This is a genomic window from Serratia sp. JUb9 (assembly GCF_014298095.1).
In the GTDB taxonomy this organism is placed as follows: Bacteria; Pseudomonadota; Gammaproteobacteria; order Enterobacterales; family Enterobacteriaceae; genus Serratia_B; species Serratia_B rhizosphaerae.
Window position 1 is genome coordinate 369305 of sequence record NZ_CP060416.1, and the last position, 17389, is coordinate 386693.

The 17389-nt window shown below is 60.7% G+C and carries 11 protein-coding genes; 5 read left to right on the forward strand and 6 right to left on the reverse strand.

Annotated features, from left to right (window positions below):
• Positions 1 to 311 precede the first annotated feature (311 nt).
• From aceB to aceK, 3 genes are all read left to right on the forward strand, one after another.
• Positions 312 to 1910 (forward strand): malate synthase A, encoded by a 1599-nt coding sequence (aceB, locus tag HF675_RS01800; protein ID WP_105232864.1) that lies wholly within the window; start codon positions 312 to 314, stop codon positions 1908 to 1910.
• Between the two features lie 35 nt (positions 1911 to 1945).
• Positions 1946 to 3253, forward strand: a complete 1308-nt coding sequence (gene aceA / locus HF675_RS01805) for an isocitrate lyase (RefSeq protein WP_105232863.1) — start codon at positions 1946 to 1948, stop codon at positions 3251 to 3253.
• Between the two features lie 69 nt (positions 3254 to 3322).
• The gene (gene aceK / locus HF675_RS01810) at positions 3323 to 5068 is read left to right on the forward strand and encodes a bifunctional isocitrate dehydrogenase kinase/phosphatase (RefSeq protein ID WP_105232862.1); all 1746 of its coding nucleotides are present in this window, start codon (positions 3323 to 3325) and stop codon (positions 5066 to 5068) included.
• Between the two features lie 27 nt (positions 5069 to 5095).
• On the opposite strand, the gene HF675_RS01815 is transcribed toward aceK, so the two are convergent.
• From HF675_RS01815 to iclR, 5 genes are all read right to left on the reverse strand, one after another.
• Positions 5096 to 5737 (reverse strand): bifunctional 4-hydroxy-2-oxoglutarate aldolase/2-dehydro-3-deoxy-phosphogluconate aldolase, encoded by a 642-nt coding sequence (locus HF675_RS01815; RefSeq protein ID WP_105232861.1) that lies wholly within the window; start codon positions 5735 to 5737, stop codon positions 5096 to 5098.
• Positions 5738 to 5814: 77 nt separating this feature from the next.
• Positions 5815 to 7629 (reverse strand): phosphogluconate dehydratase, encoded by a 1815-nt coding sequence (gene edd, locus HF675_RS01820; protein ID WP_187043953.1) that lies wholly within the window; start codon positions 7627 to 7629, stop codon positions 5815 to 5817.
• Between the two features lie 120 nt (positions 7630 to 7749).
• Entirely contained in the window at positions 7750 to 9087 is a 1338-nt protein-coding gene (gene gntU / locus HF675_RS01825) for a gluconate transporter (RefSeq protein ID WP_105232859.1), read from the reverse strand.
• Positions 9084 to 9623 carry a gluconokinase gene (gntK, locus tag HF675_RS01830; RefSeq protein ID WP_105232858.1) on the reverse strand — a complete coding sequence of 180 codons (540 nt, stop codon included), beginning with the start codon at positions 9621 to 9623 and terminating at the stop codon, positions 9084 to 9086. Before gntK ends, gntU begins: the two co-directional genes overlap by 4 nt.
• Before the next feature lie 261 nt (positions 9624 to 9884).
• Positions 9885 to 10715: a glyoxylate bypass operon transcriptional repressor IclR gene (iclR, locus tag HF675_RS01835; protein WP_105232857.1), complete on the reverse strand. Its 831-nt coding sequence runs from the start codon at positions 10713 to 10715 to the stop codon at positions 9885 to 9887.
• A gap of 254 nt (positions 10716 to 10969) precedes the next feature.
• Here iclR and metH point away from each other — a divergent pair, with 254 nt between their 5' ends.
• Positions 10970 to 14650, forward strand: coding sequence for a methionine synthase (gene metH / locus HF675_RS01840; RefSeq protein WP_187043954.1), 3681 nt, complete (start codon positions 10970 to 10972; stop codon positions 14648 to 14650).
• A gap of 10 nt (positions 14651 to 14660) precedes the next feature.
• Here the strand turns inward: metH and HF675_RS01845 are convergent, their stop codons facing one another.
• Positions 14661 to 15407 (reverse strand): SDR family oxidoreductase, encoded by a 747-nt coding sequence (locus HF675_RS01845; RefSeq protein WP_187043955.1) that lies wholly within the window; start codon positions 15405 to 15407, stop codon positions 14661 to 14663.
• A gap of 300 nt (positions 15408 to 15707) precedes the next feature.
• On the opposite strand from HF675_RS01845, the gene HF675_RS01850 reads away from it, so the two are divergent.
• Positions 15708 to 17357 (forward strand): Na/Pi cotransporter family protein, encoded by a 1650-nt coding sequence (locus HF675_RS01850; RefSeq protein WP_105232854.1) that lies wholly within the window; start codon positions 15708 to 15710, stop codon positions 17355 to 17357.
• The last annotated feature ends 32 nt before the right edge of the window (positions 17358 to 17389 follow it).

Genomic DNA, 17389 nt, shown 5'->3' on the forward strand with positions numbered 1-17389 from the left:
TATGCAACGCCCTGTAACTCCTTTATTTACAGTCAGTTATCCTTCCGTTTTTTAATTATTGGAATTACTTTCCTGTAGCTATTGTTTGTTAAATTTCCGTAATTAACTGATAACAAAAGATTAAAATATAAATTAAATTAAAAATGGAAATGGTTTTTGATTTTTATTATTTGTTGGTTATTCTTAAAGCATGCAGGGTGAGATCTGACCAGTTTACGGTCGTTTTATCCCTCCTGAACCCGCGCAATATTTGATGAGCAGAGCGCCCCGGCTAGCGGCCATGGGCGGGCAAGATGGGAAGGAGCATGACAATGACGCAACAGACAGTAGGGACGGAGTTAACGTTTACTCAGGGATTGAGTGCGGCAGACCGACTGATACTGACCGATGGTGCGGTCGAGTTTCTGGCCGAACTGGTCAGCAAGTTCACACCGCAGCGTAATGAATTGCTGGCTGCGCGCGTTGACGTACAGGCAGCGATCGATCGCGGTGGGCTGCCTGGTTTTATTTCGGAAACGGCTTCCATTCGTGAAAGTGACTGGAAAATACGCGGTATCCCTGAGGACCTGCGCGATCGCCGCGTGGAGATCACCGGGCCGGTTGAACGCAAGATGGTGATCAATGCGCTGAACGCCAATGTGAAAGTATTTATGGCGGACTTTGAAGACTCGCTGGCGCCCAGCTGGGACAAGGTGATCGACGGCCAAATCAACCTGCGCGATGCGGTGAACGGCACCATCTCCCATACCAACGAAGCCGGTAAAATTTACCAGTTGAAGCCGGATCCGGCGGTATTGATTGCCCGCGTGCGTGGCCTGCACCTGCCGGAAAAACATGTGCAGTGGCGGGGCGAAGCTATTCCGGGCGGCCTGTTCGATTTTGCGTTGTATTTTTTCCATAACTACCGCCAACTGCTGGAAAATGGCAGCGGCCCCTATTTCTATCTGCCGAAAACTCAGTCGTGGCAGGAGGCGGCCTGGTGGGGCGAGGTGTTCAGCTTTACCGAAGATCGTTTCGACCTGCCGCGGGGCACCATCAAAGCGACCCTGCTGATTGAAACGTTGCCGGCGGTGTTCCAGATGGATGAGATCCTGTATCACCTGCGCGACCATATCGTCGGCCTGAACTGCGGCCGCTGGGATTATATTTTCAGCTATATCAAAACGCTGAAGAATCACGCCGATCGCGTATTGCCGGATCGCCAGTCGGTCACCATGGATAAACCCTTCCTGAGCGCCTACTCCCGCCTGCTGATTAAAACCTGTCACCGGCGCGGTGCCTTTGCCATGGGCGGCATGGCGGCGTTTATACCGAGTAAAGATGCGGAAAAAAATGCCTGGGTGCTGGACAAGGTGCGGGCAGACAAACAGTTGGAGGCGGACAACGGCCATGATGGCACCTGGGTGGCGCATCCGGGGCTGGCCGATACCGTGATGGCGGTGTTTGACCAGGTGCTGGGCGAGCGTCGTAACCAGTTGGAGGTGATGCGGGAACAGGATGCGCCGATTACTGCCGAGCAACTGCTGGAGCCATGCGAGGGCGAACGTACCGAAGCCGGTATGCGCGCCAACATCCGGGTGGCGGTGCAGTACATCGAAGCGTGGATTTCGGGCAACGGCTGCGTACCGATCTACGGACTGATGGAAGATGCCGCCACGGCGGAAATCTCACGTACTTCCATCTGGCAGTGGATCCATCATGAAAAATCTCTCAGCGACGGACAACTGGTCACCAAGGCGCTGTTTCGTCAAATGCTGAACGAAGAGATGTTGGTCATTCGTCAGGAAGTGGGAGAAGCGCGCTTTAACGCCGGCCGGTTCGACGAGGCGGCGCGCCTGATGGAACGCATCACCACGCAAGATGAACTGATCGATTTTCTGACCCTGCCGGGTTATGAGCTCTTGGCCTGAACCATTCCTCACCCTACAACGCAAGGATAACAATTATGACGACTTCTCGTAGCCAACAGATCCAACAGCTGGAACAGGAATGGAAATCCGCACGTTGGGAAGGCATCACCCGCCCGTACAGCGCGGAAGATGTGATCAACCTGCGCGGTTCGGTCAACCCGGTCTGCACGCTGGCGCAAAACGGCGCCGCCAAACTGTGGGAGCTGCTGCACGGCGGCGCGCGTAAAGGCTATGTCAACTGTCTGGGGGCGCTGACCGGCGGGCAGGCGCTGCAGCAGGCCAAAGCCGGCGTGGAAGCCGTATATCTGTCGGGCTGGCAGGTGGCGGCGGATGCCAACACCGCCTCCGCCATGTATCCGGACCAGTCGCTGTACCCGGTTGATTCCGTGCCGGCGGTAGTGGAACGGATTAACAATACGTTCCGACGCGCCGATCAGATCCAGTGGGCGAATAACATTGAGCCGGGCAGCCAGGGCTATGTCGATTACTTCCTGCCGATCGTCGCCGATGCGGAAGCGGGCTTTGGCGGGGTGCTGAACGCCTTTGAGCTGATGAAGGCGATGATAGAGGCCGGCGCCGCCGGCGTGCACTTTGAAGACCAGCTGGCGGCGGTGAAGAAGTGCGGTCATATGGGGGGGAAAGTGCTGGTGCCGACGCAGGAAGCGATTCAGAAGCTGGTAGCGGCGCGGTTGGCGGCTGACGTGCTGGGCGTGCCGACGCTGCTGATTGCCCGCACCGATGCCGATGCGGCCGACCTGCTGACTTCAGACTGTGACCCTTACGACCGCGAGTTCGTGACCGGCGATCGCACCGTGGAAGGTTTCTTCCGCACTCAGGCTGGGATTGAACAGGCGATCAGCCGCGGGCTGGCCTATGCGCCTTATGCCGACCTGGTGTGGTGTGAAACCTCTACGCCGGATCTGGCGGCCGCCAGACGCTTTGCCGAAGCGATCCACGCTAAGTTCCCCGGCAAGCTGCTGGCCTATAACTGCTCGCCGTCGTTCAACTGGAAAAAGAACCTCGACGACCAGACCATTGCCCGCTTCCAGGAGGAACTGTCGGCGATGGGCTACAAATACCAGTTTATTACCCTGGCCGGCATCCACAGCATGTGGTTCAACATGTTCGACCTGGCCCATGCGTACGCGCAGGGCGAGGGCATGAAACACTATGTGGAAAAAGTGCAGCAGCCGGAGTTTGACGCCAGCAGCCGCGGCTATACCTTCGCGTCGCACCAGCAGGAGGTGGGAACCGGCTATTTCGATCGGGTAACCACGGTGATTCAGGGCGGCGCCTCCTCGGTAACCGCGCTGACCGGCTCCACCGAAGAGCAGCAGTTCTAGCCGTTTCGACGTTGGCTTGCGCAGGGCCGGGCGTCAGCCCGGCCCGACAGGCATGGTGGGAGGATCTCGATGGCAGCAAAAATGGAGTTGTTGATCGCGCAGACTATCCTGCAGGGCTTTGATGCGCAGTACGGGCGCTTTCTGGAGGTCACCGCCGGGGCGCAGCAGCGTTTTGAACGTGCGGACTGGCCTGCGGTGCAGCAGGCGATGAAAAAGCGTATCCACCTGTATGATCACCACGTTGGTCTGGTGGTGGAACAGCTGAAATGTATTACCGGCAAGCAAGATTTTGATGCGGACTTTCCCTGTCGGGTCAAAGCGGTATACACCGAACTGCTGCCGGAGTATCCGCGCTTTGAGATCGCCGAGAGTTTTTTTAACTCGGTCTACTGCCGGCTGTTTAAGCACCGTGATTTAACGCCGGAAAAGCTGTTTGTCTTCAGCTCGCAGCCGGAACGGCGCTTTCGCGACATTCCCCGTCCGCTGGCGCGCGACGTGGTGCCAAACGGCGATCTGTCCGCCATGCTGCACACCCTGCTGACCGATTTGCCGCTGCGCCTGCCCTGGGAGGATCTGGCGCGTGATATCCGCTATGTCACGGCGGCGCTGCGGCAGGCATTTGCGCCGGCGCAGCTGGCCGACGGCACCTTTCAAATCGCCAACGAACTGTTTTATCGCAATAAGGCCGCCTGGCTGGTAGGCAAGCTGCGCACCACGGGTGGCGTATTCCCTTTTCTGCTGCCGATTCACCACAGCGAATCCGGCGCGCTGTTTATCGATACCTGCCTGACCAGCAAAGAAGAGGCCAGCATCGTCTTTGGCTTCGCCCGCTCTTATTTTATGGTGTATGCACCGCTGCCGGCGGCGATGGTCGAATGGCTGCGGGAAATCTTACCGGGTAAAACCACCGCCGAATTGTATATGGCGATTGGCTGCCAGAAGCACGGTAAAACCGAATGCTATCGCGAATACCTGACGTTTATGGCCCGCTCGCAGGAGCAATTTATTATTGCGCCGGGGGTGAAGGGCATGGTGATGCTGGTGTTTACCCTGCCGTCGTTCGATCGGGTCTTCAAAGTGATTAAGGACCGTTTTGCGCCGCAGAAAGAGGTGACGCCGGCGCAGGTGATGGCCTGCTACCAACTGGTAAAGGAGCATGACCGGGTCGGGCGGATGGCCGATACTCAGGAGTATGAGAACTTTGTCATCGACAAGGCGCGCATCAGCCCGGAACTGCTGGCGGAATTGCAGCGTGAGGTGCCGGAAAAGCTGGAGGATCTGGGCGACCGCATCATTATCCGCCACCTGTATATGGAGCGTCGCATGACGCCACTGAATCTGTACCTGGAGCAGGCCGACGAGCAGCAGACGCATGACGCGATTGAAGAGTACGGCAACGCCATCAAACAGCTGGCGGCGGCGAATATTTTCCCGGGGGATATGCTGTTTAAAAACTTTGGCGTGACGCGCCACGGGCGGGTGGTGTTCTACGATTACGATGAAATCTGCTATATGACCGAGGTGAACTTCCGCGATATTCCGCCGCCGCGCTATCCGGAAGACGAATTGGCCAGCGAGCCGTGGTACAGCATCGCGCCCAACGACGTGTTCCCCGAGGAGTTTCGCCATTTTCTGTGCAGCGATCCGCGTATCCGCCAGGTTTTCGAGGCGTTGCACGGCGATCTGTTTGAGGCGGAGTATTGGCGGGGCCTGCAGCAGCGTATCCGCCAGGGGCATGTAGAAGACGTCTTCGCCTACCGCAAAAGGCGGCGCTTTAGCCAGCGCGGCGCAGCGCCGCTGTCGGCCACGGCGTAGGGCGCAGTCTGGCTGCGCCCGCTACGATTATGCGTTGGCGCCGGCCACGGCCGCACGCGCCAGCTCGGTAATGCGCCCGTAGTCGCCGCTTTCCAGCGCGTCCGCTGGCACCAGCCAGGAGCCGCCGATGCACAGCACGCTTTTCAGCGCCAGATAGTCGCGATAGTTGTTCGGCGAAATGCCGCCGGTCGGGCAGAAACGCACCTGCGGGAACGGGCCGCCGATCGCCTGCAGGGCCTTCACGCCGCCGTTGGCTTCGGCCGGGAAGAATTTAAACTCGCGCAGGCCGTAATCCATACCCAGCATCAGTTCTGAGACGCTGCTGATGCCCGGAATCAGCGGAATGCTGCCGGCGGTAGCGGCCTGCAGCAGGGAGTCGGTCAGGCCGGGGCTGATGGCGAACTGCGCGCCGGCGTCGGTGACTGCCTGCAACTGCTGGGCGTTAATCACGGTGCCCGCGCCGATAATGGCTTCAGGCACCTCATTGGCGATGGCGCGGATGGCGTCCAGCGCGCAGTCGGTGCGCAGCGTCACTTCCAGCACGCGCACGCCGCCGGCAACCAATGCTTTTGCCAGCGGCACCGCATGCTCCAGTTTATTGATGACGATGACCGGGACGACCGGGCCGGACGTCAGGATCTGCTCAGCGCTTGTTTTCCAGTTATTCATAGACGGTTCCTCTCCAGAATAGACCTCAGGCGGCAGGCGGCTGATGGTTGACGCCCCCAGCCGCACGCCGCTTGCGGTTAAAATGTAATGCAGCAGGCGCCCTGTTCGGCACCGGACAGCTGGCTGCGTAATGCGCCGAACAGCTCGCGGCCGCAGCCGACGTGTTCTGCGCTCAGATCGGGTTGATAAGCCTCGCGCGCCGCCAGTTCGGCCTCATCGACCAGCAGCGTCAGCTCGCCGCTGCGGCCGTTAACGCGGATCATATCGCCGTTGCGCACTTTCGCCAGCGCGCCGCCGGCGTACGCTTCCGGCGTCACGTGGATGGCGGAAGGCACCTTGCCGGAGGCGCCGGACAGGCGGCCGTCGGTAACCAGCGCTACCTTGAAGCCGCGGTCCATCAGCACGCCCAGCGGCGGCATCAGTTTGTGCAGTTCCGGCATGCCGTTGGCCTGTGGTCCCTGGAAGCGCACCACGACCACGCAATCTTTGTCCAGCTGGCCGGCTTCAAACGCCGGTACGATATCGTGCTGGCTTTCAAACACCACCGCCGGCGCCTCGATAATCTGGTTGTCCGCCGGTACGGCGGAGGTTTTCATCACCGCACGGCCAAGGTTGCCGGACATCACCTTGGTACCGCCGTGGTGTTCAAACGGCTGGGCGATGCTGGCAATCACGCCGGCGTCGAGCGAGCTGTCTGCGCCGTCGCGCCAGGCCAACTGGCCGTTGTCCAGCCACGGCTCTTGGGTATAGCGCTCCAGGCCGAAGCCGGCGACGGTATGCACATCCTGATGCAGCAGGCCATGCTGCAGCAGTTCCCGTACCACCAGCTGTACGCCGCCGGCGGCCTGGAACTGGTTGATGTCCGCCGGGCCGTTCGGGTAAATCCGGCACAGCAGCGGTACCGCTTCCGACAGTTCGGAGAAGTCATCCCAGTTGATGATAATGCCTGCCGCACGGGCCATTGCCACCATATGCATGGTCAGGTTGGTGGAGCCGCCGGTCGCCAGCAGCGAGACGATGCCGTTAACCACCACCTTCTCATCCACCAGGCGCCCGATGGGCAGATAGTTGCCGGCGGTTTCGGTCAGACGCGTCACCTGACGCGCCGCCGCATCGTTCAGCGCGTCGCGCAGCGGGGTGTTCGGATGCACGAAAGAAGCGCCCGGCAGGTGCAGGCCCATCACTTCCATGATCATCTGGTTGGTGTTGGCGGTGCCGTAAAAGGTGCAGGTGCCGATGCTGTGATAAGAGGCCGCTTCGGCTTCCAGCAGCGCCTGACGATCGGCCTTGCCTTCGGCATACAGCTGGCGCACGCGCACTTTTTCTTTATTCGGCAGTCCGCTGGTCATCGGCCCGGCGGGGACGAACAGCGCCGGCAGATGGCCGAAAGAGAGGGCCGACATCACCAGCCCCGGCACGATCTTGTCGCAGATGCCGAGGAACAGCGCGCCGTCGAACATGTTATGCGACAGGCCGACCGCTGCGGACATGGCAATCACATCGCGGCTCATCAGCGACAGCTCCATACCGTCCTGGCCCTGGGTAACGCCGTCGCACATTGCGGGTACGCCGCCGGCCACCTGACCGACCGCGCCCACGGCGTTCAGCGCCTTTTTCAGTCGCTGCGGGTAGTCTTCATAGGGCTGGTGGGCGGACAGCATATCGTTGTAGGCGGTGATAATGGCGATATCGCTGCGCACCATGTTCTTCAACGAGGTTTTATCATCCGGCTGACAGGCGGCGAAGCCGTGCGCCAGGTTGCCGCAGGCCAGTTGGGAGCGGTGCACAGTTTTACAGCGGGCTGCCTCAATGCGCGCCAGATAGGCGGTGCGGGTCGGTTTGGAGCGTTCAATAATGCGTTGCGTTACACGGGATAGGGTTGAGTTAATCATACCTTCCTCACATTTTTTCGTTATAGGCCCGCCGGATGGCGGGGCCCTCGGATGCGGCTGGTGTCCCAGAGGGGGCGGCATGCCGAGGGCCGTTACTGGTGTTGTTATCGGTGTGTCAAATCAGAACAGGGTGAAGGCGATCATGCCGACCACCCCGCCGGTGGTGCCGAGGATGGTTTCCATTACCGTCCAGGTTTTCAGCGTTTGCATCTCGTTGGCGCCGGTAAACTTGCCGAACAGCCAGAAACCGGCGTCATTAACGTGGCTCAACACGATAGAGCCGCCGGCGATACAGATGGCCAGTGCCGCCAGCTGGCCGCCGCCGAGTCCCAACTGGCTGGTGATTGGCAGCACCAGGCCGACGGTGGTCAGACAGGCGACCGTTGCCGAACCCTGCAGCACGCGCACCAGCGCGGAAAGGGCGAAGCAGGCGACGGCAATGGGCAGGCCCGCGCCGATCATGGCGTCGCCCAGCGCCGGGCCTACGCCGGAATCCACCAGAATCTGCTTGAAGACGCCGCCGGCGCCGGTCATCAGCAAAATAATCCCGGCCGGCTGTACCGCGGCGGAGCAGATGGCCAGCGTCTGTTCATTGGTCATGCCGCGCGGTTTCGCCAGGCCGTAAATCACGATCAGGCAGGCGATCAGGATGGCGGTGAACGGGTGGCCGATAAACTCCAGCCAGTCGTGCAGCGGCGTGCCCGGCGTCACCAGACGGGCGCCGATGGTTTTCATCCCGACCAGCACCAGCGGGCACAGCACCAGCGCCAGGCTGAAGCCGAAGGAGGGCATGGTGCCTTTCAGTTTGACCGGTTCGGCTTCGTCAGCCGGCATCTGCCAGTTCACAAAGCGGCTGATAAAGCTGCCGTACAGCGGCCCGGCGATCAGCATACCGAGCACCGCCGCCACCAGACCGATGGCGATCATCCAGCCGAAGTCGGCTTTCATCTGGGCGGCCAGCAGCATCGGCACCGGCCCCGGCAGCAGGAAGGATGCGGCGGCGGCCACGCCGGCAAACAGCGGGATAGCCAGTTTGACGATATTGCCGTCGGTGCGGCGCGCCACGGCGAACACAATGCCGATCAGCAGCACGATGGCGACGTCGAAGAACAGCGGCAACGCACACACCAGACCGGCGATGCCCAGCGCATAATGCGCCTTGTTTTCACCAAAGCGTTTCAGCAGGTAGGAGGCAATCTGATCCAGCGCCCCGACCTCATGCAGGATTTTGCCGAACATCGCCCCCAGCGCCACAACGATCGCCAGAAAGCCCAGCGTATCGCCCATGCCTTTTTGCATGGTATCGGCGATGGTGGTCAGCGGCATGCCGGAGAAAATACCGGCGGCAATGGAAACCAACATCAGGGCGACGAAGGCGTGCATGCGCGCCTTCATCACCAGAAACAGCAGCAACAGAACCGAGCCGACGGCGGTACCCACTAATGTCAGGGTACTCACGCGCACGCCTCCTGCGGCATAAAGCTGCGGATATGCTGCAGCGTATCGGCGATCACCGCCTCAAGCGGCTGGTTGATGTCCACGGCCATCACGTCGCTTTCGTCGGCGCCGGGTTGCTCCAGCGCGTCAAACTGTGAGACCAGCATCTGCGGCTTGAAGAAGTGGCCTTTACGCGCGGCCATGCGCGCTTCGATCACCGGGAAATCGCCATGCAGATAGATAAACGACAGGTTGGCGTTGCCGGCGCGCAGGCGGTCACGATAATGCTTTTTCAGCGCCGAACAGACGATGATGGAGACGTTGTTGGTGCGCTGCATGGCGAAGGCGGCGTCGTTGAGCGCGGCCAGCCAGGGGGCGCGGTCGTCATCATTCAGCGCAACGCCTTCGGCCATTTTCGTAATGTTGCTGCGGGGATGCAGGAAATCCCCGTCGAGGAAACCGGCAGACAATTGGCGGGCTGCCGCGGCGGCAACGGCGGATTTCCCGCTGCCGGAAACGCCCATGATGACGTAAATACGGTTTTGATTATTGGTCATGGTGTAGCTCCCAAACCTGAAATTGGCGTTACCGCCTTCTGTTACCGGTAACATGTTATCGGTAACATTTTCGAGGCAAGCTGTATAGGAGGCAAACGGCTTTACCTTTGACGATCGTTAACTGTGATCGGCTTCAAGCTTTTACTTAGCAGGGAAACAATTTGGCAGCTTAATTTTACACATGGTTAACATGTGTACGCCCAGACGGGGAATCAGCAGAAAAGCGCGGAAACCCTCTCCCGGCAGAGAGGGTTGGGGGAATCAGCGGACGCCGCCGTAAGCCAGGCTGATCTCTTTTGCGGCATGGATCACCAGCGCGCCCAGTTCGATCACCCGGTCGTCGGTAATGCGCGACACCGGGCCGGAAATGGAGATGGCGGCAAAGGCTTCGCGGTGCTCGTCGAAAATACAGGCCGCAACGCAGCGCAGCCCCAGCGCGTGCTCTTCATCATCAAAAGAAAAGCCCTGTTTGCGGATCTGCGCCAGCCCTTCCTTCAGGTTATGCGGCGTCAGGGTGCGCGGCGTGTAAGTATGCATACCCTTCTGATGCAGCAATTTGGTGACCTGCTCATCGGCCAGCGCGGCCAGAAATGCTTTGCCGGCGCCGGATGCGTGCATCGGCAGCTTGCCGCCGATTGGCGCCGACATGCGCATCAGCGCGTTGCACTGCACCTGATCGATAATAATCGCCTGATATTCGGCCTTGTCCATCACCGCCAGATTGACGGTTTCGCCGGACTCTTCCATCAGCCGGCGCAGTGTCGGATGCACCATGGCCAGCAGGTTGCGGCTTTGCAGAAAACTGCTGCCGACCACAAAGGCGTGGGAACCGATGGTCCACAGGCCGAGATCGCCGACCTGACGGACAAAGCCCTGCTGCTGCATGGTGGTCAGTAAACGGTGAGTGGTGGAATTGGGCAGGCCGGCCTGCTGCGCCAGATCGGTCAGCGCGACATTGCCTTGTGCTTCGGCAATATATTCCAGCAGTTTCAGGCCGCGGGTCAGCGACTGCACCTGGCCGGTGGTGCTGCCGGTGGCGGGTGCGGCGCTGCGGGGCTTCTTGCCGCGTTTGGCGGGAACGGGTGTCGCCATGGTTACGCTTCCTTTTTCCGTATCATGGAATTTATTTTCGTTTTTTAAGTATGGATTGCAAGCGGCGTTTGCGCTCATCGGATGTGTTAGCGCGCAACCTGAAAAACTCTCAACCAGCGCCCGGCGCTCTGTGGTGGTTTACTGTGCTAGGATGAATCGATTTTCGAGCGATTGGGTGATGGCAATATCTGCCCGACACCTGCCGGCAGGCTGCTGTTTGTCGCCGGAGAAGGTCGGGGAATTAAGGGGTTACAGTGACGAATCGAGTGGAACAACTGCGCCGGCAGCTTGAACAGCGTATTTTGGTGTTGGACGGCGGTATGGGCACCATGATCCAGAGCTATAAGCTGGAAGAACAGGATTACCGCGGCGCGCGCTTTGCCGACTGGCAGAGCGATCTGAAAGGCAATAACGATCTGCTGGTGCTGACCCAGCCGGAAATTATCAGCGCGATCCACCACGGCTACCTGGAAGCGGGTGCGGATATCCTCGAAACCAACACCTTTAACGCCACCCCCATCGCGATGGCCGACTACCATATGGAATCGCTGTCGGCCGAGATCAACCGTGAGGCCGCCCGTCTGGCACGCCGCTGCGCCGATGAATGGACGGCGCGCACGCCGGACAAGCCGCGCTACGTGGCCGGCGTACTCGGCCCGACCAACCGCACCGCCTCGATCTCGCCGGATGTTAACGACCCGGCGTTCCGCAATATCTCCTTCAACCAGCTGGTGGAAGCGTACCGCGAATCGACCCGCGCGCTGGTGGAGGGAGGCGTCGATCTGATTATGATCGAAACCATCTTCGATACGCTGAACGCCAAAGCCGCCGCGTTTGCGGTGGAAAGCGAGTTTGAGGCGCTGGGCGTCACGCTGCCGATCATGATCTCCGGCACCATTACCGATGCCTCCGGCCGCACCCTGTCCGGGCAGACCACCGAAGCGTTTTACAACTCGCTGCGTCACGTCAGGCCGCTGACCTTCGGCCTTAACTGCGCGCTGGGGCCGGATGAGCTGCGCCAGTATGTGGCGGAGCTGTCGCGCATCTGTGAAGGCTACGTCACCGCACACCCGAACGCCGGCCTGCCCAACGCCTTCGGCGAATACGATCTCGACGCGCAAGAGATGGCGAGCCAGGTGGGCGAGTGGGCGCAGTCTGGTTTTCTGAACATTATCGGCGGCTGCTGCGGCACCACGCCGGAACATATTGCCGCGATGGCCAAAGCGGTTGAGGGCGTGCCGCCGCGTCAGCTGCCGCAGCTGCCGGTGGCCTGCCGCCTGTCTGGTCTGGAGCCGCTGAATATCGACGCCGACACGCTGTTCGTCAACGTGGGCGAGCGCACCAACGTCACCGGTTCGGCCCGTTTCAAGCGGCTGATCAAAGAGGATAAATACGCCGAGGCGCTGGAGGTGGCGCTGCAGCAGGTGGAAAGCGGCGCGCAGATTATCGATATCAATATGGATGAGGGGATGCTCGACGCGGAAGCGGCGATGGTGCGCTTCCTTAACCTGATCGCCGGCGAACCGGATATCGCCCGCGTGCCGATCATGATCGACTCCTCGAAATGGGAGGTGATCGAGAAAGGGCTGCAGTGTATCCAGGGCAAGGGCATCGTTAACTCAATCTCGATGAAAGAAGGGGAAGAGGCCTTTATTCACCACGCCAAACTGGTGCGCCGTTACGGCGCGGCGGTGGTGGTGATGGCATTCGACGAAGTCGGCCAGGCGGACACCCGCGAGCGCAAATTTGACATCTGCCGCCGTGCCTACCAGATCCTGACCGAAAAGGTCGGTTTCCCGCCGGAAGACATCATTTTCGACCCGAATATCTTCGCTGTGGCGACCGGCATCGACGAGCATAACAACTATGCCGTCGACTTTATCGAAGCCTGCGGCGACATCAAAACCCATCTGCCGCACGCGATGATCTCCGGTGGCGTTTCCAACGTTTCATTCTCCTTCCGCGGCAACGATCCGGTGCGCGAAGCGATCCACGCGGTGTTTCTCTACCATGCGATCCGCAACGGCATGGATATGGGCATCGTCAACGCCGGACAGCTGGCGATTTATGACGATCTCTCCGACGAACTGCGCGAGGCGGTTGAGGATGTGATCCTCAACCGGCGCGACGACGGCACTGAGCGGCTGCTGGCGCTGGCGGAAAAATACCGCGGCAGCAAAGATAAAGAGGCCGATATTCAGCAGGCGGAGTGGCGCGATTGGCCGGTGGTGAAGCGGCTGGAATATGCGCTGGTGAAGGGCATTACCGAATTTATCGAGCAGGATACCGAAGAGGCGCGCCAACAGGCGGAGCGGCCAATCGAAGTGATTGAAGGGCCGCTGATGGCCGGTATGAACGTGGTGGGCGATCTGTTTGGCGAGGGCAAAATGTTCCTGCCGCAGGTGGTGAAGTCGGCGCGCGTGATGAAACAGGCGGTCGCCTATCTTGAACCTTATATTCAGGCCAGCAAGCAGCAGGGCACCACTGCGGGCAAAGTGCTGCTGGCGACGGTGAAGGGCGATGTGCATGACATCGGCAAAAATATCGTCGGCGTGGTGCTGCAGTGCAACAACTACGAGATTATCGACCTCGGCGTGATGGTGCCGACCGACAAGATCCTGAAAACCGCGCGCGAAGAGAACGTCGATATTATTGGTCTCTCCGGCCTGATCACCCCGTCGCTGGATGAGATGGTCAACGTGGCTAAAGAGATGGAGCGCCAGGGCTTTACCCTGCCGCTGCTGATCGGCGGCGCCACCACCTCCAAAGCGCATACCGCGGTGAAGATTGAGCAGAACTACAGCGGGCCGACCACCTATGTGCAGAACGCCTCGCGTACCGTCGGGGTGGTGGCGGCGCTGCTGTCGGCGACGCAGCGCGACGAATTCGTCGCCCGCACGCGCAAAGAGTATGAAACCGTGCGTATTCAGCACGCGCGTAAAAAACCGCGCACGCCGCCGGTCAGCCTGCAGCAGGCACGCGACAACGCTACCCGGCTGGAGTGGGAAAGCTACACGCCGCCGGTGCCGCAGCAACTGGGCGTTTTCCCGGTGCAGGCGGATATCGCCGCCCTACGCCCTTATATCGACTGGACGCCGTTCTTTATGACCTGGTCGCTGGCGGGCAAATACCCGCGTATTCTGCAAGATGAGGTGGTGGGGGACGAGGCCAAACGACTGTTCCATGACGCCAACCAGATGCTCGACGTGCTGGCGGCTTCCGGCAGTCTCAATCCGCGCGGCGTGTACGGCCTGTTCCCGGCCAACCGCATCGGTGACGACATCGAAATCTACCGCGACGAGCAGCGTGATACGCTGCTGGCGGTCAGCCGTCATCTGCGTCAGCAGACCGAGAAAAGCGACTTTGCCAACTATTGCCTGGCGGACTTTATCGCGCCGAAAAGCAGCGGCAAGGCGGACTACTTCGGCGCGTTTGCCGTCACCGGCGGGCTGGAGGAGGACGCGCTGGCGGCGGCCTACGACGCACAGCACGATGATTACAATAAAATCATGGTGAAGGCGCTGTCGGACCGCCTGGCGGAGGCGTTCGCCGAATATCTGCACGAACAGGTGCGCAAGCTGCACTGGGGCTACGCTGCGGATGAAAGCCTGAGCAACGAAGAGCTGATTCGCGAGAACTATCAGGGGATTCGCCCGGCGCCGGGCTACCCGGCCTGCCCGGAACATACCGAGAAAGCGCAGATCTGGCAGTTGCTGGATGTGGAGCGCCATACCGGCATGCAACTGACCGAATCGTTCGCCATGTGGCCGGGGGCATCGGTCTCCGGCTGGTACTTCAGCCATCCGCAGAGCAAGTATTTCGCGGTGGCGCAAATCCAGCGCGATCAGGTGGAAGACTACGCGGCGCGTAAAGGCATGAGCATCAGCGAGGTAGAGCGCTGGCTGGCGCCGAACCTGGGGTACGACGCTGACTAAGCGTGCCGGGCTATTGCGCGGTGTAGCCGCCGTCAACCACCAGCTCTGTGCCGGTGGCGAATGCCGATTCGTCGCTGGCCAGAAACAACGCCGCGTTGGCGATATCCCGCGCCTCGCCCAGATGGCCGATCGGGTGCAGCGCCGTTAACTGCCGCAGCATTTCCGGGTCATTGCCGATCATCGGCGTATGAATATAACCGGGGTGAATGCTGTTAATGCGGATGCCGTAGCGGCTGCGGGCGGCATGCAGCGCAGCGGACTTGGTCAGCAGGCGCACGCCGCCTTTGGCGGCGTTGTAGGCCGGCAGGTTCGGGTCGCCCACCAGTCCCTCAATCGAGCTGATATTGATAATGCTGCCGCCGTGCGCCTTCATCGCCATAATGCCCTGTCGGGTGCCGAGGAACACGCCGTCCAGATTGACCGCCAGCATCTTTTTCCACTCCCGGTAGGAGGTCTGCTCGATATTTTTGTACAGGCTGATGCCGGCGTTATTGACCAGAATATCCAGGCGCGGCGCCCAGTGGCGCAGCTGTTCGAATACCGTCTGCCACTCCTTCTCGCTGGTGACGTCGTGGGGCAGATAGCGGATTTTCCCGCCGTAGGCGGCAAGCTGCGTCAGCGCCTGCTGCCCGCGACGCGGGGCGATATCGGTGATGATCACCTGCGCCTGCTCTTCCAGAAAGCGTTGGGCGATAGCCAGGCCGATGCCCGATGCGCCGCCGGTGATCAGCGCGGTTTTATTCTCCAGTCTGCTCATCTTTCATCCTTGTTTTTCGTAGCCGTTGCTCTTCATGAGCGCGTCTTTATCCTGCCCGATAGTAAGGGCTTGCCGCCGGCTGCGCCAGCGCAATCGTGCCGCCTGCCGTTGAAGGGCGGTTAATTGATCTGCACGTCGAATCTGTTACATTACGGTAAGTTGCAGCATTTTTTCCGGGCCAGGGAAGCCGGCGCTGAGCGCCTGGCGGATGTGGCCCGTCGCCGTTTTGCTGTCCTGCCTTTTTCACGCCCGGCAGGCAGGATGGCCCAGCTTGCCGGACGTTAAGGGAGCGTTCCTTCCGTGTTGACCCTTCTTCACCTGCTTTCCGCCGTGGCGCTGCTGGTGTGGGGCACCCACATCGTGCGCACCGGAATTATGCGGGTTTACGGCGCCAATCTGCGCCGCATCTTGAGCGACAGCGTGGAGAAAAAACCGCTGGCGTTCGCTTCCGGCATCGGCGTCACCGCGCTGGTACAGAGCAGCAACGCCACCGCGCTGCTGGTCACTTCCTTTGTCGCCCAGGGGCTGGTGGGGCTGGCGCCTGCGCTGGTGATCATGCTGGGCGCCGACGTCGGCACCGCACTGATGGCGCGGGTGCTGACCTTCGATCTCTCCTGGCTGTCGCCGCTGCTGATTTTCGTCGGCGTCATTTTATTCCTCAGCCGCAAACAGACGCGCGTGGGGCAGGTGGGGCGGGTATTTATCGGCCTTGGCCTGATCGTGCTGGCGCTGGAGCTGATTGTGGCGGCGGCGACGCCGATCACCCAGGCGGCCGGCGTCAAAGTGCTGTTTTCCTCCCTGACCGGCGATGTGATGCTGGACGCGCTGACCGGCGCGCTGTTTGCCATCATCAGCTATTCGAGCCTGGCGGCGGTGCTGCTGACTGCGACGCTGACCGCCTCCGGCGTGATTTCGCTGAAGGTGGCGCTGTGTCTGGTGATCGGCGCCAACCTCGGCAGCGGCCTGCTGGCGAGCATCAACAGCAGCGGGCAGAACGCGGCCGGACGGCGCGTGGCGCTGGGCAGTCTGCTGTTCAAGCTGCTGGGCAGCGCGCTGTTGCTGCCGTTTGTCTCCTATCTCGCGGACTGGATGGCCAGGCTGCCGGTGCAGGGCGAAGAGCTGGTGATCTATTTCCACGTGTTCTACAACCTGATCCGCTGCTTGCTGTTTATTCCGCTGGCCGACCCGATGGCGCGGCTGTGCCGCATGTTGATCGCCGATGCGCCGGAAGAAGACCCGCGCCTGCGTCCGCGCCACCTCGACAGCAGCGCGCTGGATACGCCGTCGCTGGCGCTGGCCAATGCGGCGCGCGAAACGCTGCGCATGGGCGACGTGGTGGAGCATATGCTGATCCTGCAGCACGAAGTGCTGCATGGCAAACTGGGGCAGGACAAAGAGGTGCGCCGGCTGGATGACGATGTCGACGTGCTGTACACCGCGATAAAACTCTACCTGGCGCAAATTCAGAAAGAGGATCTGGGCGAGGAAGACTCGCGCCGCTGGGCGGAGATTATCGAGATGGCGCTGAACCTGGAGCAGGCCGGGGACATCATCGAACGGATGACGGGCGATGTCGCGGCCAAGTCCCACGCGGCGCGGCGTGGGTTCTCGCCGGAGGGGCTGGCGGAGCTGGACGCGCTGCATGAGCGGCTGGTGGCCAACCTGCGCCTGAGCCTGTCGGTGTTCCTGTCGGCGGATCTCACCAGCGCCAAACGCCTGCGCCGTTCCAAACACCGCTTCCGCATTCTGGACCGGCGTTATGCTCACGCGCACGTCGATCGTCTGCACCAACAGAACGTGCAGAGTATCGAGACCAGTTCGCTGCATCTGGGGTTGCTGGGGGATATGAAGCGTCTGAACTCGCTGTTCTGCGCGGTGGCGTACAACGTGCTGGATCAGGATGAGCGTGATGATGAGCGCGACTGGGAAGATACGCCGAGAACGCTGTAGCGGCAAAAAAACGGGGCGCACTGGCGCCCCTG